Origin of the sequence: Pseudomonas sp. EL_65y_Pfl2_R96 (assembly GCF_963970905.1) — a bacterium.
GTDB lineage: Bacteria > Pseudomonadota > Gammaproteobacteria > Pseudomonadales > Pseudomonadaceae > Aquipseudomonas.
Genome location: NZ_CAXAQH010000001.1, coordinates 379,976 through 400,463, shown reverse-complemented (window position 1 = coordinate 400,463; position 20,488 = coordinate 379,976). Strand labels below are relative to the sequence as shown.

At 58.7% G+C, this 20,488-nt stretch carries 21 protein-coding genes and 1 tRNA gene; 9 read left to right on the top strand and 13 right to left on the bottom strand.

The genetic code is table 11. The annotated features are described in order from the left end of the window. Nucleotides 1-13 precede the first annotated feature (13 nt). Genes ctaD through AACY49_RS01795 form a run of 4 tightly spaced genes read left to right on the top strand, consistent with a single transcriptional unit; the run spans nucleotide 14 to nucleotide 3,520 of the window. Complete coding sequence (gene ctaD, locus AACY49_RS01810; RefSeq protein ID WP_339521563.1) at nucleotides 14-1,789, top strand: cytochrome c oxidase subunit I; 1,776 nt, start codon at nucleotides 14-16, stop codon at nucleotides 1,787-1,789. Continuing rightward, nucleotides 1,786-2,478, top strand: coding sequence for a cytochrome c oxidase subunit 3 (locus tag AACY49_RS01805; protein WP_339521474.1), 693 nt, complete (start codon nucleotides 1,786-1,788; stop codon nucleotides 2,476-2,478). Before ctaD ends, AACY49_RS01805 begins: the two co-directional genes overlap by 4 nt. Before the next feature lie 6 nt (nucleotides 2,479-2,484). Continuing rightward, nucleotides 2,485-3,189, top strand: coding sequence for a heme-copper oxidase subunit III family protein (locus tag AACY49_RS01800; protein ID WP_258697196.1), 705 nt, complete (start codon nucleotides 2,485-2,487; stop codon nucleotides 3,187-3,189). Between the two features lie 13 nt (nucleotides 3,190-3,202). After that, nucleotides 3,203-3,520: a cytochrome C oxidase subunit IV family protein gene (locus tag AACY49_RS01795; RefSeq protein WP_007935708.1), complete on the top strand. Its 318-nt coding sequence runs from the start codon at nucleotides 3,203-3,205 to the stop codon at nucleotides 3,518-3,520. Nucleotides 3,521-3,552: 32 nt separating this feature from the next. On the opposite strand, the gene AACY49_RS01790 is transcribed toward AACY49_RS01795, so the two are convergent. The 6 genes from AACY49_RS01790 to AACY49_RS01765 all read right to left on the bottom strand — a co-directional run bounded on the left by AACY49_RS01790 (nucleotide 3,553) and on the right by AACY49_RS01765 (nucleotide 8,611). Beyond that, a complete protein-coding gene (locus AACY49_RS01790; RefSeq protein ID WP_258697195.1) occupies nucleotides 3,553-4,113 on the bottom strand; it encodes a magnesium transporter in 561 nt (186 codons plus the stop codon). A gap of 225 nt (nucleotides 4,114-4,338) precedes the next feature. Next, entirely contained in the window at nucleotides 4,339-5,883 is a 1,545-nt protein-coding gene (locus tag AACY49_RS01785) for a Fic family protein (RefSeq protein ID WP_339521473.1), read from the bottom strand. Nucleotides 5,884-6,212: 329 nt separating this feature from the next. Next, a tRNA-Gly gene (locus tag AACY49_RS01780) sits at nucleotides 6,213-6,286 on the bottom strand. Between the two features lie 180 nt (nucleotides 6,287-6,466). Next, nucleotides 6,467-7,351: an alpha/beta fold hydrolase gene (locus AACY49_RS01775; protein WP_258697148.1), complete on the bottom strand. Its 885-nt coding sequence runs from the start codon at nucleotides 7,349-7,351 to the stop codon at nucleotides 6,467-6,469. 315 nt (nucleotides 7,352-7,666) lie between these two features. Beyond that, the gene (locus tag AACY49_RS01770) at nucleotides 7,667-8,359 is read right to left on the bottom strand and encodes a pseudouridine synthase (protein ID WP_339521472.1); all 693 of its coding nucleotides are present in this window, start codon (nucleotides 8,357-8,359) and stop codon (nucleotides 7,667-7,669) included. 33 nt (nucleotides 8,360-8,392) lie between these two features. Then, nucleotides 8,393-8,611 carry a cysteine-rich CWC family protein gene (locus tag AACY49_RS01765; RefSeq protein ID WP_258697146.1) on the bottom strand — a complete coding sequence of 73 codons (219 nt, stop codon included), beginning with the start codon at nucleotides 8,609-8,611 and terminating at the stop codon, nucleotides 8,393-8,395. A gap of 203 nt (nucleotides 8,612-8,814) precedes the next feature. On the opposite strand from AACY49_RS01765, the gene AACY49_RS01760 reads away from it, so the two are divergent. Further along, the gene (locus AACY49_RS01760; protein WP_258697145.1) at nucleotides 8,815-9,057 is read left to right on the top strand and encodes a hypothetical protein; all 243 of its coding nucleotides are present in this window, start codon (nucleotides 8,815-8,817) and stop codon (nucleotides 9,055-9,057) included. A 210-nt stretch (nucleotides 9,058-9,267) separates the two neighbouring features. After that, nucleotides 9,268-9,738: a hypothetical protein gene (locus AACY49_RS01755; RefSeq protein ID WP_339521471.1), complete on the top strand. Its 471-nt coding sequence runs from the start codon at nucleotides 9,268-9,270 to the stop codon at nucleotides 9,736-9,738. Nucleotides 9,739-9,792: 54 nt separating this feature from the next. Here AACY49_RS01755 and AACY49_RS01750 read toward each other — a convergent pair whose 3' ends face one another. Next, nucleotides 9,793-10,905 carry an enoyl-CoA hydratase/isomerase family protein gene (locus tag AACY49_RS01750; RefSeq protein WP_339521470.1) on the bottom strand — a complete coding sequence of 371 codons (1,113 nt, stop codon included), beginning with the start codon at nucleotides 10,903-10,905 and terminating at the stop codon, nucleotides 9,793-9,795. 132 nt (nucleotides 10,906-11,037) lie between these two features. Here AACY49_RS01750 and ung point away from each other — a divergent pair, with 132 nt between their 5' ends. Beyond that, nucleotides 11,038-11,730, top strand: coding sequence for a uracil-DNA glycosylase (gene ung, locus AACY49_RS01745; RefSeq protein ID WP_007941426.1), 693 nt, complete (start codon nucleotides 11,038-11,040; stop codon nucleotides 11,728-11,730). Nucleotides 11,731-11,832: 102 nt separating this feature from the next. On the opposite strand, the gene AACY49_RS01740 is transcribed toward ung, so the two are convergent. The 5 genes from AACY49_RS01740 to AACY49_RS01720 are packed head-to-tail and all read right to left on the bottom strand — an operon-like array spanning nucleotide 11,833 to nucleotide 17,208. Beyond that, nucleotides 11,833-12,873 carry an AbrB family transcriptional regulator gene (locus AACY49_RS01740; RefSeq protein ID WP_339521469.1) on the bottom strand — a complete coding sequence of 347 codons (1,041 nt, stop codon included), beginning with the start codon at nucleotides 12,871-12,873 and terminating at the stop codon, nucleotides 11,833-11,835. Continuing rightward, complete coding sequence (locus AACY49_RS01735) at nucleotides 12,866-14,380, bottom strand: tripartite tricarboxylate transporter permease (protein WP_339521468.1); 1,515 nt, start codon at nucleotides 14,378-14,380, stop codon at nucleotides 12,866-12,868. The genes AACY49_RS01740 and AACY49_RS01735 overlap by 8 nt, the downstream gene beginning before the upstream one ends. Nucleotide 14,381: 1 nt before the next feature. Further along, entirely contained in the window at nucleotides 14,382-14,840 is a 459-nt protein-coding gene (locus AACY49_RS01730) for a tripartite tricarboxylate transporter TctB family protein (protein ID WP_339521467.1), read from the bottom strand. Nucleotides 14,841-14,898: 58 nt separating this feature from the next. Next, nucleotides 14,899-15,876, bottom strand: a complete 978-nt coding sequence (locus AACY49_RS01725; protein WP_320391754.1) for a Bug family tripartite tricarboxylate transporter substrate binding protein — start codon at nucleotides 15,874-15,876, stop codon at nucleotides 14,899-14,901. A 39-nt stretch (nucleotides 15,877-15,915) separates the two neighbouring features. Next, nucleotides 15,916-17,208: an OprD family porin gene (locus AACY49_RS01720; protein ID WP_339521466.1), complete on the bottom strand. Its 1,293-nt coding sequence runs from the start codon at nucleotides 17,206-17,208 to the stop codon at nucleotides 15,916-15,918. A gap of 221 nt (nucleotides 17,209-17,429) precedes the next feature. Here AACY49_RS01720 and AACY49_RS01715 point away from each other — a divergent pair, with 221 nt between their 5' ends. Further along, the gene (locus AACY49_RS01715) at nucleotides 17,430-18,101 is read left to right on the top strand and encodes a response regulator (protein ID WP_007898613.1); all 672 of its coding nucleotides are present in this window, start codon (nucleotides 17,430-17,432) and stop codon (nucleotides 18,099-18,101) included. Next, nucleotides 18,094-19,482, top strand: coding sequence for a sensor histidine kinase (locus tag AACY49_RS01710; protein WP_258697138.1), 1,389 nt, complete (start codon nucleotides 18,094-18,096; stop codon nucleotides 19,480-19,482). The genes AACY49_RS01715 and AACY49_RS01710 overlap by 8 nt, the downstream gene beginning before the upstream one ends. Nucleotides 19,483-19,658: 176 nt before the next feature. Here AACY49_RS01710 and AACY49_RS01705 read toward each other — a convergent pair whose 3' ends face one another. Next, nucleotides 19,659-20,480, bottom strand: coding sequence for an HDOD domain-containing protein (locus AACY49_RS01705; RefSeq protein ID WP_258697137.1), 822 nt, complete (start codon nucleotides 20,478-20,480; stop codon nucleotides 19,659-19,661). Nucleotides 20,481-20,488 lie beyond the last annotated feature (8 nt).

Genomic DNA, 20,488 nt, shown 5'->3' with positions numbered 1-20,488 from the left:
GGAGGATGACGTGATGGCCTATGCGGAGCAAGCCGAAACAGAAGCACTGCACGAACCCAAAAGCTTCCTGACCAAATATGTCTGGAGCCAGGACCACAAGGTCATAGCCATTCAATATTCCTTGACGGCTATATTCGTGGGCGTTATCGCCGTGGTGTTGTCCGGCTTGATGCGCATACAGATTGGCTTCCCCGGCACTTTGGAGTTCATGGACGCCAGTGCTTACTATCAGGCGATGACCATGCACGGCATGATCATGGTCATTTACTTGCTGACGGCCTTGTTTCTGGGTGGCTTCGGTAACTATCTGATCCCGTTGATGGTGGGCGCCCGCGACATGGTCTTCCCCTATGTCAACATGCTGAGTTACTGGTTCTACCTGCTAGCGGTAGTGGTGTTGCTCTCCAGTTTCTTTGTCCCTGGCGGCCCCACCGGTTCGGGTTGGACGCTCTATCCGCCACAGTCCATTTCTCAGGGGACACCGGGTTTCGAGTGGGGCATCGTCCTGATGCTCGTCTCGCTGGCGATCTTTATTGTCGCAGCCACCATGGGCGGGTTGAACTACGTCACCACGGTGTTGCAGGCGCGCACGCACGGCATGACATTGTTTCGCATGCCGCTCTCCGTATGGGGAATCTTCATGGCCTCGATTATGGCCTTGCTGGCGTTCCCGGCATTGTTCGTCAGTGCTGTCATGATGCTGTTCGACAAGCTATTGGGCACCAGCTTCTTTATGCCGGCGATGATCTCGCTGGGGCAGCAGATCGATCACCAGGGTGGCAGCCCAATATTATTCCAGCACCTGTTCTGGTTCTTCGGCCACCCGGAGGTCTACATCGTGGCGCTCCCTGCGTTTGGCCTGGTCTCCGACTTGATCAGCACGCATGCGCGTAAAAATATCTTCGGCTACCGAATGATGGTGTGGGCCATTATTGCGATTGGCGTACTCAGCTTTGTGGTCTGGGCGCACCACATGTATGTCAGCGGAATGAACCCGTACTTTGGCTTTTTCTTCGCCGTCACCACCTTGATCATCGCGGTGCCGACCGCACTGAAAGTCTACAACTGGGTGCTGACCCTGTGGCGGGGCGACATCCATCTGACCGTGCCGATGCTGTTTGCCCTGGCCTTTATCGTCACCTTCCTGGTCGGCGGTCTGACCGGGTTGTTTCTCGGCAATGTGATTGTGGATATTCCGCTCTCGGACACCTATTTCGTCGTAGCCCATTTTCATATGGTCATGGGGGTCGCACCGGTACTGGTGGTGTTCGGCGGCATTTATCATTGGTTCCCCAAAGTAACCGGGCGCATGTTGAACGACACCCTGGGCAAGTTGCATTTCTGGATTACCTTTCTGGGTACCTACGCCATCTTCTTCCCCATGCACTACCTGGGTTTTCAGGGTATGCCACGCCGCTACTACGCCTATGAAAACTACGCGTTCATTCCGCAGTCGGCGCAAGAGCTGAATGCTTTCATTACGGTGATTGCATTGACCGTCGGCGTTTCCCAGTTGCTGTTCCTGTTCAACCTGGCCTGGAGTGTATTTAAAGGCAAGCCCGCAGGCAGTAACCCCTGGGGCGCGGCCAGCCTGGAATGGCAAACGCCGAACACCCCACCGATTCACGGTAACTGGGGAGCGAAGCTGCCGGTCGTGCATCGCTGGGCCTATGACTACAGTGTGCCGGGGATAGAACAGGATTTCGTTCCGCAAACGGTCTCCGCCGAGGAGCTGGAGCAGATGCGGCAACTGAGTGCCGGAACCAAGATAGCGGACGTTAAAACATGAAAAGGCTGCTATTGAGAAACGCCGACGGTGCTGACCCCAGCGGCAGTTGGAGTCGCGACCCTGGGGGTATTCAGGCCTCCGAGGGTGCCGATAGAAGGCAAATCGCAAGAGTGGGCCTGCGCTTGTTTCTGGTCGTGGTGAGTTCGTTATTCTTTCTCTTCCTGTTCGCCTTTATTGCCCGTTCACAAATGGCCGACTGGCTCCCCCTGACAGACCCCTTGGCGCCGTTAGCCAATCTCTGGCAGCTATGGCTGAATTCGGCTTTTCTGGTGTTGAGTTGCATCGCACTGCAGGGGGGCCGTATGGCCGCCCGGCAGTCTCGACTGGACGCTACGGTCATTGGTTTTGCCTTGGGGGGCGTATTTGCCATTGCCTTTCTGGTGGGGCAATTCTGGGTCTGGCAGCAGTTTGTCGCCTGGGGCTACTTTGTCGCCAGCAATCCGGCCAACAGTTTCTTCTACCTGTTGACCGGACTGCATGGGCTCCACTTGCTGGGCGGGCTGATAGCCTGGAGCATCATCGTCGCTAAATTCCTGCGTCGCGTGCCGTTGGCGCAACTCAGCGTCAGCATAGAGCTCTGTACCACCTATTGGCATTACTTGCTGGGTCTTTGGTTCGTGCTATTCGCTTTGCTGGCCAGCACGCCGGAGACCTATGAAGCCATCGCCAGATTCTGCGGCCTGAGGTGAAAAACCATGGCATCGCACCCACTTGCCCCAGGCGAATCCAATCCACCAGACTCACCGCCTGCACCGGGATGGCAGGGTATCGCCAGCGATTGGTCCTCGGATAGAGAGGCCTTCAAGCAGGTCCCTTGGGGCAAGGCGATGATGTGGATATTCCTGCTCAGCGATACTTTTATATTCACCTGTTTTTTAACCGGCTACATGTCGGTACGCATGACCATCACCACCGCCTGGCCGAACCCCAGTGAAGTGTTCGCGTTGACGATTGCTGGTAAGGAAATCCCGCTTATTCTGATCGCCATCATGACCTTTGTGCTGATCAGTAGCAGCGGCACCATGGCCATGGCCGTTAACTTCGCCTATCGCCGTGATCGCGCGAAAACCGCTGCCCTGATGCTGGCGACCGCTGCCTTGGGGGTGACCTTCGTCAGCATGCAGGCATTTGAATGGAGCAAACTCATCGCAGAAGGGGTGCGTCCCTGGGGGAACCCCATGGGGGCGGCGCAATTTGGTGCCAGCTTTTTCATGATTACCGGTTTTCACGGGCTGCATGTGTCAATCGGCGCCATCTACCTCAGCATTGTGGCGATGAAAGTCATGCGAGGAGATTATGAGCGCTCCGGAAACTATCAGAACGTCGAGATAGCCGGGCTTTACTGGCACTTCGTGGATTTGGTGTGGGTGTTTATTTTTGCTTTCTTCTATTTATGGTAGAGGAGCACGGGTGATGGCACATGCTCAGGGTCAGCAACATCCAATCAGTTTGTACCTCAAAATCTGGGGGCTGTTATTCGTCCTCAGCACGATGTCGTATCTGGTCGACTACTTTCACTTCCATGGCTACCTTCGGTGGGCCCTGATTATCACGTTCATGTTGTTGAAGGCAGGTTTAATTGTCTCCATCTTCATGCATATGGCCTGGGAACGGTTGGCCATGGTCTACGCCATATTGGTGCCACCGTTGTGCTTACTGGTGCTCGTCGGGCTGATGGCCACCGAGGCGGACTATGTTTTCCTCAGCCGGGTCATTTTCTTCGGCCAATAATCCACTGCCGGATGGCCTTCAGCCTCCAGGGGCTAACCCGATATCACTCGCTTGAACTGATGCCATTTGTGCTGCCAGGCGACTGTCCAGTGGGGTGCTGCCGCTCCCATGCCGGCGATCTTCAGCGTTGGATGGTGTTCGATGACCTGGTCCAGTACCAATTCCTGGTTCGGTTCAACATCCACGAAGAAGACATGTTTGCCCTCTTCTACCATCTGTTTAAAACTGCGGAAGTGAGCATTCGGCACCTGGAACCCGAAAAAACCGCCTTCCCAGATGCAGAAGCCAAATATAACAACGGCCAGGAAGATAAAAGGCACCCAGCCTGCGGCGGATTCGGTCCAGCCCAGCCAATAGGCGCCGCCAAGGACCAGTGCCGCGAGTGGCACACCGATCACCGCACCAATCTCGCCAGAGTGAACAACATCCTGTTTCATCAGCGAGTTAACCTCGTGGAGGTGATGTTCTTCAACATCAGCCACTTTTTCGCTGAGCACATGAATTTGTTCGGTATTGATGCCGTTGGCTTCCAGTTCATTTTCAACGGCTTCGAGATCGTCGAGATTATCACTGATGTAATAGTGCCGATTCATGCCACACCTCCCATCTCGTATTGGCTGTAGACCTTCTCTGTCTTGCAGCCGTTAACTGAGATTTGCAGTCGATGTCTGTGCACGTGGGGAACGCTGCACACTTGATGCAATTCGTAGGAAGTATAGCACTCGCTAGCATGCGGTATTTGCAGTGTCAAGATTCAGCGGCAGCATTAGGGGCGTGAAAAAAGGGGAATCAAAGGCTTATCCGAGTCCGCCGAAGAATCACTCTTCGCCGACCTCCATCTCTCGATCCTCAAACGCAGAACGTACGGCCTCCACGACGCGTTCCGCCATGCGCTCATCTTCAAGCTGCGGGTACCCTTTCTTTAGCTTGCCGGGCACTACCCAGCTGTTCTCCTTGATGGAGCGGATGATGCGGTTCGCATCCAGGTCTGGCATTTCCAGTACCTCTTTCAGCTGCTCCTGAGCTCGCTGAAAGATCACCAGTACTCTGGCTTCATCCGCCATTTCTTTTCGAATCGTGTGCTCGACGACGCGTGCGGTGTACAGGACATGTTCGGTCAGATCGGGATACCGCCAGGCAAAACACGCGTCCTCGTATTCATCGAAGATGAAGTTGCTGCGAGTCCCGTCCTCGTAGGTCACGAGTTCGCCGAACCGATAGGCCGCTGCGTAACGTCGCATGAACGGTCGCGAGAACACTTCGAGAGTACGGTCGTAGCCGGCCCTGAAGTCGATCGAACTCGTGATTGTGGCTGACACCGGCAGTATTACGCCGTCGGGCACTGCCTTATCCCGAATCAGGGTGTCGTTGATAAGGAAGCGATGAATCCGGCCATTGCCATCGCGCATGGGATGGATGTACACGAAGCCAAATGCCAACACTGCGGCACGTGCCACTGATTCCGCACCACGCGTTGCGACCTCAAACTCGTTGAGTCCTGCCAATAGCTGCGCAAGATCCGCGAAATGGGGGGCAATGTAATGCACGATGTCCTCGCGCATCGTGGCCTGCCCCACAAACACAGGGGAGCGCCGCAAGCCCAGTCCAATGGCGTCACACCCCAGAATGCCGGCTTGCAGGGAGTGCAGGCTGTCGTTGCTCAACGGGTCTTCGATATGTCCGCAGTACTGGGCAATGACATGGGCAAACCGCTGGATGCGATCGGCCTGGTCGGCTTCCTTTTCGATGAGAAAGCTCGCGCGCGATTCCTTGAACGTCAGCCAACTGGCGGTACGCATCAGGATGTCGGGGCCAAAGGCCTGGTCCAATTCATCCAGTGCCTCGCGCAGATCAAATTGCAGAGCGTCCTGCACTGGCGCCGTACGACGAACCAAGGGGCAGAACTCAGCCGTCCCCGGCAGGTTGTTATTAACTCGCCAACGCCGCGTTCGCAGTGCCTCGCGACGAGTCAGGTAATCTTTTGGCGAAAGTACATCAACATAGCCGCCATTGGTCACGTCTGGCACATCCAGACGTTGTCCTGTCAGCCATTCGTAGAGGAATCCCGTGCGACGGGCATACTGGCCGAATGGCTCCCGTCGACACCAGTCTTCGACAGGCTGCGGACCTATGACCGCAAACAGGCGGGCGAAGAACTCGAGATGGATCTCTTCATACTTGAGGCCGAATTCGAAATGTCCTGCGAAATCGTCTGCGGGCCGATAGCTTGCCGGATACCGGTTCTCCACATTTCCGTCACTCTCGCGACTGACACGTACAGTGCCGATCATCGAGTCGACTCGTAGAGGCTGTGCCAGTGCGATGTCGTAACGGTTCGCGAGGGTCTTGTAACCGACTTGCATTGACGAAATCCTTTACTGGGGCAAGAAAAACGCTAACAGAAGATCGATCATATGCGAAAACGCTAATTTTCATAGATGTGAAAACATTAACGCTTGATGAAATTTGATAATAAACCCGTGTTTTTCGAAAAAAACGCTAACGGACTTCAGATTAGTCGCTACCGCCCCGAGAGCACTTACTCATCGATCAGCGGACAACGGATGAAAATGGGGGGATGCCTCAGAGCCCGATTCCACCAAATCCCAGACACAAAAAAACCGACCATCAAGGCCGGTTTTTTCTTTACCTGCATCCCCCGTCAAGAAACGACGTGAGACTGAAATCTGATTGGAGCGGGTGAAGGGAATCGAACCCTCGTTATCAGCTTGGGAAGCTGGAGTAATGCCATTATACGACACCCGCTCAGAGCGGCTGACTTTGTACCAGATGTGAGCGCGGATTTGAAGTTTTTCTTTATGCGCGATGGCTTTAGCACAGGTGAAACGAACCAGAGACCGCTTTGCGGTCTATCGCGGGCAAGCCTCGCGCCTACAGGAGTGCGTTCAACACGGTAGGGCGGAGCTTGCTCGCGATGACTCTGTTTCAGATTGCCAGTGCATGGTGGTCCTGGACGTAGTGGTAACGCGGTCGGCTTTCGAGTTGCGCCGGTTTCAGGAAGCCCAGCAGTGCATTGCGGCTGTCCTGGCAAGCGGTTTTGTGTTCCATGTCGAGAAAGTGGCCGGTGGCCTGAAGGGTACTGAAGGTGCTGTGTTGCACATGGCCAGCGAACAGCCTGGCATCGGCGGCGGTGGTGTACTCGTCCCATTCGCCGTTCATGAACAGTACCGGCACGTTGATTTTCTTCGCCGCGTTCAGGTAGCACTGGCGGTCGCTGTTGAGTACGTCGTTGATGTGGAAATGCATCTGCCCGTATTCATGTTCGGCCAAGCTGCTGACGTGACGGTAGTTGAAGCGCTTGAACAGCGAGGGCAGGTGTTTGCCAATGGTGCTGTTCACCAGATGGCCGACCCGGTCACCGTCACGGCTGCCGAGGTAGTCGACACCGCGTTCAAGGTAGTCGAGCATGTGTTCGTTGACCACCGGCGAGAACGAGCTGATCACAGCCTTTTCGATGCGCCGTGGCCGTTGGGCGAGGGCGACGAGCGTGGCAGCGCCACCAAAGGAAAACGACAGCACGTGTTCGGCGGCGAAGTGGTCGATCAGCTCAAGGAGGATCTGCCCTTCGATTTCCTTGGTGAGCATTTTCTCATGCAGGTTGTGCGCTTTGGACTTGCCCGCGTAGGGCTGGTCGTAGCACACCACATTGAACTGCGGATAAAGGTTTTTCACGGTCTGTGCAAACGACGCAGTCGTGGACATCGAGCCGTTGACCAGAATAATGGTCTTCTCTGCGGCGTCTGCGCGATAGAACTCCGTGTAAACCCGATACTGACCCTGTATATCCAGCACAGCGATTTCTGGCCTCATGTCAAAGACTCCTGGCAAGCGGGTATGCGCGCAAATCAGATTGCACGAGCTTTGTGACAGGTAGGCATACGCCTGGAATTTTTGAAGGCCCATGTCGATCCATTGAAGGCCGGTCGACGGGTATTGTTATAAGCGGGCAGTTTGCCGGGGGAATGCGGAACCTGAGGGTTCTCTGCCGGCAAAAAGTTTCTTAGAGTAGTTTTGGTGACTCGTCGGTCACATTTCGCGCCGACGTCCTGATTCAAGCAGGGGTCACGTCATCGCGCAAGTATCTTTCGTAAAATGTTCGACAACTTCTGCTGAGCGGTCGTCTGCTTAGATCAATCGGATCTCTTCGTCGCTCAGCGGCCGGTATTCGCCAGGCTTCAACGCGTCGTCGAGCAGCAGCGGCCCCATGCGTTCGCGGTGCAGGCGCAACACCTTGTTGTCGAAGTGGCCGAACATCCGTTTTACCTGATGATAGCGGCCCTCGACAATGCTCAAACGCGCCGATTTTGCTCCGAGCACGACCAGTTCGGCAGGTTGTGTGGTGAGGTCTTCGAAGGCGAAATACAGCCCTTTGGCGAACGTGATCGCGTATTCGGCAGTGATGTCCTGCTCGGTCTCGACGTAGTAGACCTTGGGCAGTTTGGTTTGCGGTTGGGTCAGGCGTCGCGACCAGGTGCCGTCGTTGGTGATCAGCATCAGGCCGGTGGTGTTGAAGTCCAGGCGACCGGCAATGTGCAGGTCATCCTTGCCCGGTTCATGGATGAGGTCGAGCACGGTCGGGTGTTGCGGGTCGCGGGTGGCGCTGACGCAGCCGGGCGGTTTGTGGAGCATGAAGTAGCGGGTCGGTTTACCGACTTGCAGCACCTCATCGTCAACTTCCACGCGGCTGAACTCGAGCACCTCGGCGTGAGGGTCGCTGACGATGTTTCCGTCGACCCTGATGCGCTTTTCCACCAGCAACAGGCGTACCTGCTTGCGGTTGAAGCGGGGCAGGTTGCTGAGAAAGCGGTCAACGCGCATGACTAGGGATCGGTGGGAAAAGGGGGGAGCATCTTACGTGATCGGCCAGGCGGCTGCTTGCAACTGCACCTCGACCCGGGCACAGGCCGGGCACAGGCAGGACTTGTCGCGCAGCTCGGCCGGCAGCGCCTGGAGCACCGCCGGGTCGATGCTGACGCCGTAGCACCAACAGGCATGATCGACGGTTCGCGGGTCAGCCAGGCTGCAGTCGTTGGAGGCGCCGCAGGCCGGGCAGAGGTCAGGCTTATTCATGAGGGGGGCATTCGGTTACGGCCGGTTTGTCTGGCCCGAGACCGCGCATGATCGGCCGGCAAGCACTCCTGCGCAAGCCGGCTGCAGCTGGCCGCTGATCTGAAGGCCAGACGCCGTCTGGCACTCGGTGCCGGTTTGAAAGTCAAAACAGGTGTCAGCCGGCCTGTGCCGACTGCTGTTTGCGGGTCTTCCAGGAGGCCGCCATGCTTTGTCAGAAAAAGCTCCGCCGAATACTGCTCTGTGTGTTTTTTGGTTTGGGCTTGTCCGGCTGCTATTACTACGTAGGTGGTGCCGACGTTTATTCGACACCTTATTACTACCCTGGCTATTACTACTCTCCTTACTACTACGGCGGCCCGCGTTTTTACGGGGGCTATCGCTATTTTTACTACGGTGGACGTGGACCCCGTCATTACCACGGTGGACACTATCGCGGGCATCGTTGATCAGGTCATGAATACGATGGCGCGTCCGGTCTTACGGAGGCGCCATTTTCTTTCGGTAGATGAAAAAACTTTCATCGACTACTTGTTTCAACGTGTTGCAAGAGCGCACCAGATTCCGATTTCACTGTCTGATCTTTCGACAGTCGCGAACAATTGACTGTCGCCTGCCAGCGTCGCTGGCATGGCTCACCCGCGGTCCAGGAGGCCGCCATGCTCTGTCAAAAAAAGCTCCGCCAAATTCTGCTGATTGGTTTATCGGGACTGTCTCTTGGTGCATGCGTGCCCTATTCCGATGGAGGATCCGGCTATTACCGTTCCGAGGTCTACACATCCCCAGCACCGTATTACTCCGGTGGCGGGTCTTATTACTCCGATGGCCGTTACTACTCCGCGCCGCGCCGGTATTACTCACCGCCTGCACGGTATTACCAGCCAACGCCGCGTTATTACCACCAGCCGCGGGTTTATCAATCGGCACCACGTTATTACCAGCCGGCGCCACGAGCTGACTACCGCGTCTACCAGAATCGTGGATGGGACCGTCATGACCGCGGCGGCTGGGACGGCCGTCAACGAGGCGGTCGGAACGATGACTATCGAGGCCACAATAGGTCGGATCATCGTGGCGGTAGGGGCGATCACCGTGATGGCGATCGGGATGGCCGAGTCAACCACCGGTAAACCACTCAATGAAAAAGCGGCGCATTAAGCGCCGCTTTTTTTTGTGCCCGATTTTTAGTATTCCGAGAGATCAGCCAGAGGATGCCGGCCTTCCCAGGCCTTATGGAAATGCGCCTCCACCGCAGCCTCCGGCACATTGTTGATGTCCGGCCAGTGCCAGTGAGGTTTCTGGTCCTTGTCGATCAACCGCGCCCGCACGCCCTCGCTGAGCTCCGGATGACGGCAGCAATTGAGGCTCATGGTGTATTCCATCTGAAAGACTTGAGCCAGCGACAGGTGTCGGGCGCGGGCGATCTGTTCCCATACCAGATGAGCGGTCAGGGGCGAGCCTTCAGTCATGGTCCTGGCAGCACGGCTGAGCAGCAAGTCGGGGTGATCGCGTAACAGGCTGATGGCCTTCCAGGCGCAACGGACATCGCTGACATCCAGCAGCTCGTCGATCTGCTGGCGTCGTGGCAACCACTGCGCTTCGGGCATTTTTACGAGCGCTTCCTGCTGCAAGGCCTTGAGCAGACTGTTGAGCTGCATGGCTGTCTGTTCCTGCCAGTTCAATTGCAGCAAGCCTTCGATCAGTTGTTGCTGTTGTTCATCGCGCAAAAAACGGTCAGCCAGGTCCAGATCGATCGCATCACGACCGTTCATCTGGGCGCCGGTCAGGCCGAGAAACAACCCGAGCTTGCCGGGCAATCGCGACAGAAACCAACTGGCGCCGACGTCCGGGTACAAGCCGATGCCGATCTCCGGCATTGCCAACCGGCTGCTCGGTGTGACTATCCGAATGCTTGCCCCTTGCAGCAGCCCCATGCCACCGCCGAGCACATAACCATGCCCCCAACAGATCAACGGTTTCGGGTAGGTGTGCAGGTTGAAGTCAAGGCGATATTCTGCCGCAAAGAAGTGTGCAGCCAGGGGCGGCACTTCTCCGGGATGGGCGCGACACGCCTCCACCAGACTGCGCACTTCACCGCCGGCGCAAAAAGCCTTGGGGCCATTGCCGCGCAGCAGCACGCAAACGATCTGTGGTTCCTTGGCCCAGGCGTCCAGTTGATCGCGCAAGGCGTTGATCATCGGCAAGGAGAGGGCGTTGAGGGACTTCTCGGCATCCAGGCTGGCGATGCCGATGCGTGCGCCGTCGGTGCCGGTGAGTTCTTCGAAGTGCAGATTCATCATGACCTCGATTGGGAATTTGAGCGTTCAGTATGATCGTTCTATAGGAAAGTGCCGTATCTGCGTCAGATCAATTGACAAGGGAGATAGGGTTTCCTAGGGTTCGCCCCATTGTTTTTGCCGGATGTAACCATGACTGCCGACGACCGTATCAAACTCGAACCGAGCTGGAAGGAGGCCCTGCGTGCCGAATTCGACCAGCCTTACATGGCAGAGTTGCGCACATTCCTGCAGCAGGAGCGCGCGGCGGGCAAGGAGATCTATCCGCCAGGGCCGTTGATTTTCAACGCACTCAATTCCACGCCGCTGGACAAGGTCAAGGTCGTCATTCTTGGTCAGGACCCTTATCACGGCCCGGGCCAGGCCCATGGGTTGTGCTTCTCGGTGCAACCGGGCGTGCCCGCTCCGCCGTCGCTGGTGAACATCTATAAAGAGTTGAAACGCGACCTGAACATCGACATCCCCAACCACGGCTACCTGCAGAGTTGGGCAGAGCAGGGCGTGTTGATGCTCAACACCACCATGACCGTGGAGCGCGCGAATGCCAACGCCCATGCGGGCAAGGGCTGGCAGTACTTTACCGACCGGATTATCGAAGTGGTCAGCGAACACCAGCCACATCTGGTGTTCCTGCTGTGGGGCGCGCATGCCCAGAGCAAGCAAAAACTCATCGATGCCACCAAGCACCTGGTACTGACTTCGGTTCACCCCTCGCCGCTGTCCGCCTATCGCGGCTTCCTCGGTTGCGGGCACTTCAGCCGGGCGAACAAGTTTCTGGAACAGAATGGCGAGACGCCGATCGAGTGGCGGTTGCCGCCGGTCTGATGTGTTGACCGGGAGGGCCCTATCGCGGGCAAGCCCGCTCCCACAAGGACTGCGCGGCCCCTGTGGGAACGGGCTTGCCCGCGATGAAAGCGACTCGGTCTATCAGGGTGAGTCCGGCTCCCGGTTCCAATACCGAAACAACGGCTCCGCCAGAAACAATACAAACAACAACCGCATCACCTGCATCGCCGTCACCAGCGGCACCGACAATTGCAGGGTCTCCGCCGTCAAACTCATCTCGGCAATCCCTCCGGGCATCATGCCCAGCGTCAGCGAGCGCAGATCCAGATGGGTCAGCGCGCTCAACCCCAGCGCCGCCAATGTGGCGATCAACATGGTCAACGCCGTGCCGATCAGGGTGCGGCCCATGAAGGACGGTGCCCGCCGGAAGAACTGCCGATTGAAGTGACAACCCAACCCGCTACCGATCAGCCACTGGCCGATCTGGCTGCCGCCGTTGGGCAGTCCAATGTGCAGGTCCCAACCAATACTCATCGCCGCACTTACCAGCAGTGGCCCGAACAACCACGGATTGGGTTGACGCAGGCGCTCCCAGATCCAGGCGGCCAGGGCGCCCCCCGGGAACAGAAGGGCCAGCCACCACCCGTTGACGGTCGATGGATGCAAGACCAGCGCACCGCCGCCCAACAGATACTTGAACGCCGCCGGCACACACAGCACCACCACCAACACCCGCAGGCTTTGTCCCGCCGCGACACGGCTGAGCACCGCGCCGTTGCGGGCGCCGAGGTTGACCATCTCCCCGGAGCCGCCGGGCATGCTGGAAAAGAACGCCGTGGCGCGATCTTCGCCAGTACGCCGCATCAACCAGACCCCGACCACCGCGGACAGGCTGGTGACCAACGCACCGAAGAAGATCAGACCGAAGTGGCTCAGCACCTGCTCCATCACCACCGGAGTGAAGTGCAGGCCGATGCCGATACCGACGATCCACTGGCCGCACTTGCGGCCGCCAGGGATTTCCGCCAATTGCCAGGGAGTCAGACAGCGCACCAGGATGATCGCCAGCAACGAGCCGACCATCCACGGTAGCGGCCAGCCGATCTGGCTGGCGAGGTAACCGCCCAGCAGACCGACCAGCGGTGTTCCCCACCAGCTTTTGAAGGGCGGGCGATCAGACATCGGCGAGCGCGCGCCGGGCGACCGAACGTTTGCGCCAGATACGCAGCAGTGGCATCAGCAACATGATTGCAGTCAGCACCCAGCAACCGAACGTGATCGGGCTCGACCAGAGGATTTCCAGTGCACCGTTGGAGATCGACAGCGCGCGACGCAGGTTCTGTTCCATCAGACCGCCCAGGATGAAGCCCAGCAGTACCGGCGACAACGGGAAGTCCAGCTTGCGCAGGATGTAGCCGAAGATACCAATGCCGATCATCAGGAACAGGTCGAAGGTTGTAGCGTGTACTGCGTAGACGCCGATCCCGGTGATGATCGCGATCACCGGCACCAGTGCCCAGTTCGGCACGGCAAGGATGCGGGTGAAGATGCGGATCATCGGAATGTTGAGGATCACCAGCATCACGTTGGCGACGAACAACGACGCGATCAGGCCCCAGACGATGTCCGGTTGCTGTTGGAACAACAGCGGGCCGGGGGTGATGTTGTACAGCGACAGCGCGCCGATCATCACTGCCGTGGTACCCGAACCCGGAACACCAAGAGTCAGCATCGGCACCAGTGCACCGCAGGCGGCGCCACCGATGGCAGTTTCCGGAGCCGCGAGGCCACGCATGTCGCCTTGTCCGAACGTGCCCTTGGCGCCGGCGATACGTTTCTCGGTCATGTAAGCCACTGCGCTGGCCAGCGTCGCGCCGGCACCCGGCAACACGCCCATGATGAAGCCCAGCAAACCGCAACGGACGTTCACCACGAACACCGCCGAGGCTTCCTTGAAGTTGAACATCATGCGCCCGGTGGCTTTCACCGCTTCCTGGCCTCGGTGGGTTTTCTCCAGCAGCAGGAGGATTTCGCTGATAGAGAACAGGCCCAATACCAGCACGACGAACTGAATGCCGTCCGTCAGATGAATGTTATCCCCGGTGAAACGGTACACGCCGCTGTTGGCGTCGATCCCGACGCTCGACAGAAACAGACCGATCAGCGCCGCAATGAAAGTCTTGAGCGGTCGATCACCGGCCATGCCACCGAGACAGACAATCGCAAACACCATCAGCACGAAATATTCCGCCGGTCCGAAGGCAATCGCCCATTTCGCCAGCAGCGGGGCGAACAGCACCATGCCGCAAGTCGCGATGAACGCGCCGATGAACGAACTCCACGCCGACAACGACAGCGCTACACCGGCCAGGCCCTTGCGGGCCATCGGGTAACCGTCGAGGGTGGTCATGACGGTGGAGGCTTCGCCTGGAATGTTCAGCAGGATCGAGCTGATCCGGCCACCGTATTCGCAACCCAGGTACACCGCCGCCAGCAGGATCAGCGCCGACTCCGGTGGCAGGCCGAGGGCGAATGCGATGGGAATCAGCAACGCCACGCCGTTGATCGGACCCAGCCCCGGCAGCAGCCCGACGACGGTGCCGATCAAGGTGCCGCACAGTGCGGTCACCAGGTTGTACGGGCTCAGCGCAACGCCGAAACCCTGACCCAAATAGCCAAGAGTATCCATGTCAGTTCTCCAGAACGTCGAGCACGCCCAACGGCAGTGGCACGTCCATCAACTTGTCGAACAGCAGATAAAGACCGATGGCCATCAGGCTGATGATCACTGCGCTGGGCCGCCAGCGGCCGCCATACAGGCGTGCCATCGGGACCCCGATCAGAATGCTGGCGACGATGAAGCCAAGAGGTTCGAAGGCCCCGGCGAACACCAGCAACAGCAGCACGCAGAGGCCGATTTTGGTCAGGGTTTCGCGGTCCAGTTTCGGGTCGTCATCGCTGTGCACGATCGGCGCCGGCCGAAACACCATGTACAGCAAAGCCAGGCCCATCAGGCCGAGCATCAGCAGGGGGAAGGCGCGAGGCCCGACCGGTTCGTAGGAAAAAGCCGCTTGATACGGCCACGCCATCAGCGCCAGGCCGACACAGGCCAGCAACAGCACCGAAGCGAAAATGCGTTGTATGAGCATGCGGAACTCCTGGGCCACGACCCCGAGAACCGGGGCCGCAGCCGCTAGACAGAGGCGATCACTGGATCAGGCCGAACTCTTTGGCCAGCACTTTGTAGTCCGCGACCTGCTTCTTCACGTAGGTGTCCAGCTCCGGGCCGGTCATGGCGAACGGGAACAGTTCACGCTGATCGCGCAGCTTGGCGAAATCCTCGGAGGCCAGCAGTTTGTCGAAGGCGTTTTTCCACCAGGCGTAGTCTTCGTCGCTGACTTTTGGCCCGAGGTAGAAACCGCGAACCACGGGCCAGACGATGTCGTAGCCTTGCTCTTTAGCGGTCGGAATGTCTTTCATTTCCGGCTCGTCCAGACGCTTCTCGGAGAACACCGCCAGCAGGCGCATGTCGCCGCTCAGGATGTGTGGCATGGAGTCGGAGATGTCGGTGCTGCCGACCTGAATGTGGCCGCCGAGCAGGGCGGTGGCAATTTCACCACCGCCTTCGAGAGCGACGTAACGCAGGTCGCGCGGGTTGATCCCGGCGGCTTTGGCGATCAGTGCGGTCTGCATCCAGTCCTGGCTGCCGACGGTGCCGCCGGAACCGATCACCACGGAGCTCGGATCTTTCTTCAGGGCTTTGACCAGATCGTCCAGGGTCTTGTAAGGCGAATCGCTTTTCACCGCGATGGCGCCATAACTGGTGCCAACGGCCGCCAGCCAGCGCACCGCGCTTTCATCGAAACGACCGAACTTGCCTTGGGCCAGGTTCAGCAACGAACCGCTGGACCACGCCACCAGCGTACCGGCATCGGCCGGTCGCTGGGCGACCACCGCGTTGTACGCCACCGCGCCGACACCGCCGGGCATGTAGGTCACGCGCATCGGTTTGGTCAGCAGTTTTTCGTTGACCAGCGCGCTTTGCGCCAGTTTGCAGGTGAGGTCGAAACCACCGCCCGGCGAGGCCGGGGCGATGCATTCCGGGCGTTTGGGTTCGGCCAGCAATTGGCCGGCGAACAGCATGATGCCGGTGGCCAAAGCAACTTTACGCAGTGATAGGTTCATTCAAGTCTCCTTAAGTGTTTTTGTTATGGACGTACTGAATTACCAAAGGGCAACGCTATAGCTCACCAGCAGACGCACTTCATCGGCATCGCGAGCGGAGTAGTTGGAGCGGTAGGTGGCATTGCGCAGGCGTACGGCGACATCCTTCAGGGCGCCGCTTTGTACGACGTATTTGATCTCGGTGTTGCGTTCCCACTCTTTGCCTTCGTCGCCGTTCTTGAGCTTGATGTTGTCACCGCTCACGTAACGGCTCATGAAGCTCAGGCCGGGAATGCCGATTTTGGAGAAGTCATAGTCGTAACGTGCCTGCCAGGAGTGTTCTTCGGCACCGGCAAAGTCGTTGATCTGCACGAAGTTGACCAGGTACGGATCGCTGCCATCGACGTAGGGGAAGGCACTGTCGCCGGACATGTGCTGATAGCCGGCGCTGAGTTTATGCCCGTTCAAGGCGTAGCTCACCAGCCCGTTCAGGGATTTGTTGTCGATCTTGCCGCCTCGGGCCGCGCCCTCGTCGTCACTGATGGCCAATCGCAGGTCGGTGCCGAAAGTACCGGGGCCGAGCGGTTGCGAGGCGACCATGCCAAGGAAGTGCTGGTTATAGACTTCATCGAGTTGGGCGAAGTGGTAGCTGCCGGTGATCTTGTCGGTGAATTTATAGTCCACACCGCCAAAGTCAAAATGCTTGCCGGCCACGGTGCCGGCGAAGCGGCTGTTCTTGTTGTTGAGGGCGATGTCCTCGAAGTCAGTGCTGTCGCGGTCCTTGGCTTTCTCCAGGCGCCCGCCGGTGAAGGTCAGGTTCTTGATTTCTTTGGAGGTCAGCAGGCCGCCTTCAAAGGTCTGCGGCAGAATGCGCCCGTCGTTGGGTTTGAGAATTGGCAGTTCCGGAATCAGGCTGCCGATTTTCAGTTCCGTGGCGGAGATCTTCACTTTACCGGTCAGGCCGAGCTTGGAATACTCGTCAGCCGCGCGCCCGTCGTCATGGGTCGGCAACAGACCGGTGCCAGTGCGATCGGGACTCGAATCGAGTTTTACCCCCAGCATGCCCAGTGCATCGACACCGAACCCCACGGTGCCATCGGTGTAACCCGATTGCAGGTTGAGCATGAACCCCTGGGCCCATTCGTCCCGCTTGGATTGCTGGGCGCTGGTGCCGTCGCGAAAGTCGCGGTTGAAATACATGTTGCGGGTTTCGAAGGTTGCCGTACTGTCTTCGAAGAAGGCAGCCTGGCTCAACGGCGAAAAGCCGGCGAGGGCGGCGGCACTGGCAAGGGCGGTCTGGCTGAGGCGGGAAAAACGAGCAGGTGGGCAAACCTGAAGCTGCATGGACAGCATGGTGACGTACTCCGTTTATTGTTCTTATTGGCGAAAACGCTTCGAGGCGTTTTTCGTATAGCGACGGCAGTCGAAACTGTCCGTGGCTGGACTCTAACCGGCCAACCTTTCGCTAACCTTTCAGCTGACTTTCACGGTTTTCGGGCTTCACAGCGACGGATGCGGCTGTAAACTCCGCGCCAAAGAATGGCGTCGACCATCCCTGAATGAGGTAAAGATCCATGCGTGTTCTGCTCGTTGAAGACCATCTGCAGCTTGCCGAAAGTGTCGCTCAGGCGCTCAAGAGCACCGGGCTGACCGTGGACGTGCTGCACGACGGCGTGGCGGCCGACCTGGCCTTGAGCAGCGAGGAATACGCCGTGGCGATCCTCGATGTCGGCCTGCCGCGCATGGATGGCTTCGAAGTGCTGGCGCGCCTGCGAGCGCGGGGCAAGAACCTGCCGGTGCTGATGCTGACCGCCCGCAGCGACGTCAAGGATCGGGTCCATGGCCTGAACCTTGGGGCTGACGATTACCTGGCCAAACCCTTCGAACTGACCGAGCTCGAAGCCCGGGTCAAAGCCTTGCTGCGCCGCAGTGTGCTCGGCGGTGAACGCCAGCAGCGTTGTGGCGTGCTGGCCTATGACCTGGACACCCGGCGCTTCACCCTCGGCGAAGAATTGCTGACCCTGACTTCCCGCGAGCAGGCGGTGCTCGAAGCCCTGATCGCCCGTCCCGGTCGGGTGATGAGCAAGGAGCAACTGGCTGCCCAGGTCTTCGGCCTGGACGAGGAGGCCAGTCCCGATGCCATCGAGATCTACGTCCACCGCTTGCGCAAAAAACTTGACGGCCAACCGGTGGCCATCGTGACCTTCCGTGGCCTTGGTTATCTGCTGGAAAGCCGCGATGCATAAGCTCAGCAGCCTGCGTTGGCGGTTGCTGTGGAACCTCGCGCTGCTGCTGGTGGTGTTGATGCTGGCCAGTGGTTTGAGTGCGTACTGGAACGGTCGCGAAGCCGCCGACACCGCTTATGACCGGACCTTGCTGGCCTCGGCGCGAACCATCGCTGCGGGCCTGTCCCAGCGCGACGGCAGCCTCAGTGCCAACGTGCCTTATGTGGCCCTCGATACGTTCGCCTACGACAGCGCCGGGCGGATTTTTTACCTGGTCAACGACATCAATCAGAAGCTGATCTCGGGCTACGAAAACCTGCCGGCACCGCCGCCGGGAACGCCGCGCACCGATGACTATCCGGCGCTGGCGCGTTTCTACAACGCCACTTATCAAGGGCAGAACGTGCGGGTGGTCAGCCTGCTCAAAGCGGTCAGCGAGCCGAACATGAACGGCATGGCGGAAATCCGCGTGGCGGAAACCGATGAGGCGCGGGTCCGCATGGCTCGCAGCCTGATGGCCGACACGTTGTTGCGTCTGGGCATGCTGGCGATCGGTGCGCTGCTGCTGGTGTGGTTTGCGGTCAGTGCGGCGCTGCGTCCGCTGGAACGCTTGCGCACGGCGGTGGAAGAGCGTCAGCCCGATGACTTGCGGCCTTTGCCGTTGGTGGAAGTGCAGCATGAGTTGGGGCCGCTGGTGCGTGCGCTCAATCACTTTACCGAGCGTTTGCGCGGGCAGTTCGAGCGTCAGGCGCAGTTCATCGCCGATGCGGCCCATGAATTGCGTACTCCATTGGCGGCGCTCAAGGCACGACTCGAACTGGGCTTGCGGTCGAACGAACCCGAAACCTGGCGCAGCACCCTGGAAACCGCCGCCCAGGGCACGGATCGCCTGACCCATCTGGCCAATCAATTGCTCTCGCTGGCACGGGTCGAGAATGGCGCCCGGGCCATCGCCGAGGGTGGTGCGCAGTTGCTCGACCTCAGTCAATTGGCCCGTGAACTGGGCATGGCCATGGCGCCGCTGGCCCATGCACGCGGCGTCGCACTGGCGCTGGAAGCCGATGAGCCGGTGTGGCTGCGCGGCGAGCCGACGCTGTTGAACGAACTGTTGAGCAATCTGGTGGACAACGCGTTGGCCCACACGCCGCCGGGCGGCAATGTGATCCTGCGGGTCACGGCACCGGCGGTGCTGGAAGTCGAGGACGATGGCCCGGGGATTCCCCTCGAAGAGCGGGATCGGGTGTTTGAGCGCTTTTACCGGCGCAACCAGCAGGTGGTCGGGTCGGGGCTGGGCCTGGCCATTGTCGGCGAGATCTGCCGCGCTCACCTGGCGCAGATCAGCCTGCACGATGGCGAGCAGGCGGGGTTGAAGGTGCGGGTGAGTTTTATTGCGGGAGAGTGAACACAACCCTGTGGCACAGAGGCTTTTGTGGCGAGGGAGCTTGCTCCCGCTGGGCGGCGAAGCAGCCCCAAAACCATACAGCGCAGTATTTCAGTTAAACCCTATTTATCGGGTTTACGACTGCTGCGCAGCCGAGCGGGAGCAAGCTCCCTCGCCACAGTTGCTTGTGTTCACAATCAGTAAAACATCGATCGCGATTCTTCCAGATCCTTGCATATCGCCTCGTTCTCCAGATCGATCCCCAGTTTCTTGAGGGCCGGCACGCTGAACGGGTCGATACGGGCCAGTGGATGATCGGGGTCCTTGTGGCAATACAGGCTGGCCACTTGCACCAGATCGACATAATCGACCCGCTCCGATTGCCGCTTGAAATCCAGATACAGCCCTGGCAGTTGCACCAGCATTTCCGGAAACTCCCAGACCCTGAGCAATTTATCGCCAAGCAGCGGATGAATGCGGTCGATCACATGGTTGAGGCTGACCGGATCCGCCAGCAATTCATAGTGATCTTCGGCGTAGGTCAGGATCGGCAGCACGCCAATCTGATGCACCAGGCCGCCAAGGGCTGCCTGATCAGGCTTGAGCTGCGTGTAGCTGCGGCACAACGCATAGCTGACGCCGGCGATTTCCAGGCTTTTGCGCCAGACCTCGCGCATTTTCTGTTCCACCACTTCGGAACGGGCATTGAAGATCTGTTCCATCACCAGACCGATGGCCAGGTTGCTGCTGTAGTTGACGCCCAGTCGGGTGATGGCCGTGTGCAGGTCAGTCACTTCCTGGGTCGCGCGCAGCAACGGACTATTGACCACTTTGATCAGTCGCGCCGACAGCGCGGTATCGCGGCCAATCACTTTGCTCAGGGTACTGACACTGATTTCCGGGTCTTCGGCGGCCTTGCGAATCTGCAGGGCCACTTCCGGTAATGTTGGCAGAACCAGGTCATCGTTATCGATGGCCTCAACCAAATCCTGTTGGACCTTATCCGCCAGCTCGCTCATTTCTTTTC

Excerpts from the sequence above, each read along its gene's own strand:
- ctaD (WP_339521563.1), top strand. The coding sequence starts at position 14 with ATGGCCTATGCGGAGCAAGCCGAAACAGAAGCACTGCACGAACCCAAA.
- AACY49_RS01805 (WP_339521474.1), top strand. The coding sequence starts at position 1,786 with ATGAAAAGGCTGCTATTGAGAAACGCCGACGGTGCTGACCCCAGCGGC.
- AACY49_RS01800 (WP_258697196.1), top strand. The coding sequence starts at position 2,485 with ATGGCATCGCACCCACTTGCCCCAGGCGAATCCAATCCACCAGACTCA.
- AACY49_RS01795 (WP_007935708.1), top strand. The coding sequence starts at position 3,203 with ATGGCACATGCTCAGGGTCAGCAACATCCAATCAGTTTGTACCTCAAA.
- AACY49_RS01790 (WP_258697195.1), bottom strand. The coding sequence starts at position 4,113 with ATGAATCGGCACTATTACATCAGTGATAATCTCGACGATCTCGAAGCC.
- AACY49_RS01785 (WP_339521473.1), bottom strand. The coding sequence starts at position 5,883 with ATGCAAGTCGGTTACAAGACCCTCGCGAACCGTTACGACATCGCACTG.
- AACY49_RS01775 (WP_258697148.1), bottom strand. The coding sequence starts at position 7,351 with ATGAGGCCAGAAATCGCTGTGCTGGATATACAGGGTCAGTATCGGGTT.
- AACY49_RS01770 (WP_339521472.1), bottom strand. The coding sequence starts at position 8,359 with ATGCGCGTTGACCGCTTTCTCAGCAACCTGCCCCGCTTCAACCGCAAG.
- AACY49_RS01765 (WP_258697146.1), bottom strand. The coding sequence starts at position 8,611 with ATGAATAAGCCTGACCTCTGCCCGGCCTGCGGCGCCTCCAACGACTGC.
- AACY49_RS01760 (WP_258697145.1), top strand. The coding sequence starts at position 8,815 with ATGCTTTGTCAGAAAAAGCTCCGCCGAATACTGCTCTGTGTGTTTTTT.
- AACY49_RS01755 (WP_339521471.1), top strand. The coding sequence starts at position 9,268 with ATGCTCTGTCAAAAAAAGCTCCGCCAAATTCTGCTGATTGGTTTATCG.
- AACY49_RS01750 (WP_339521470.1), bottom strand. The coding sequence starts at position 10,905 with ATGAATCTGCACTTCGAAGAACTCACCGGCACCGACGGCGCACGCATC.
- ung (WP_007941426.1), top strand. The coding sequence starts at position 11,038 with ATGACTGCCGACGACCGTATCAAACTCGAACCGAGCTGGAAGGAGGCC.
- AACY49_RS01740 (WP_339521469.1), bottom strand. The coding sequence starts at position 12,873 with ATGTCTGATCGCCCGCCCTTCAAAAGCTGGTGGGGAACACCGCTGGTC.
- AACY49_RS01735 (WP_339521468.1), bottom strand. The coding sequence starts at position 14,380 with ATGGATACTCTTGGCTATTTGGGTCAGGGTTTCGGCGTTGCGCTGAGC.
- AACY49_RS01730 (WP_339521467.1), bottom strand. The coding sequence starts at position 14,840 with ATGCTCATACAACGCATTTTCGCTTCGGTGCTGTTGCTGGCCTGTGTC.
- AACY49_RS01725 (WP_320391754.1), bottom strand. The coding sequence starts at position 15,876 with ATGAACCTATCACTGCGTAAAGTTGCTTTGGCCACCGGCATCATGCTG.
- AACY49_RS01720 (WP_339521466.1), bottom strand. The coding sequence starts at position 17,208 with ATGCTGTCCATGCAGCTTCAGGTTTGCCCACCTGCTCGTTTTTCCCGC.
- AACY49_RS01715 (WP_007898613.1), top strand. The coding sequence starts at position 17,430 with ATGCGTGTTCTGCTCGTTGAAGACCATCTGCAGCTTGCCGAAAGTGTC.
- AACY49_RS01710 (WP_258697138.1), top strand. The coding sequence starts at position 18,094 with ATGCATAAGCTCAGCAGCCTGCGTTGGCGGTTGCTGTGGAACCTCGCG.
- AACY49_RS01705 (WP_258697137.1), bottom strand. The coding sequence starts at position 20,480 with ATGAGCGAGCTGGCGGATAAGGTCCAACAGGATTTGGTTGAGGCCATC.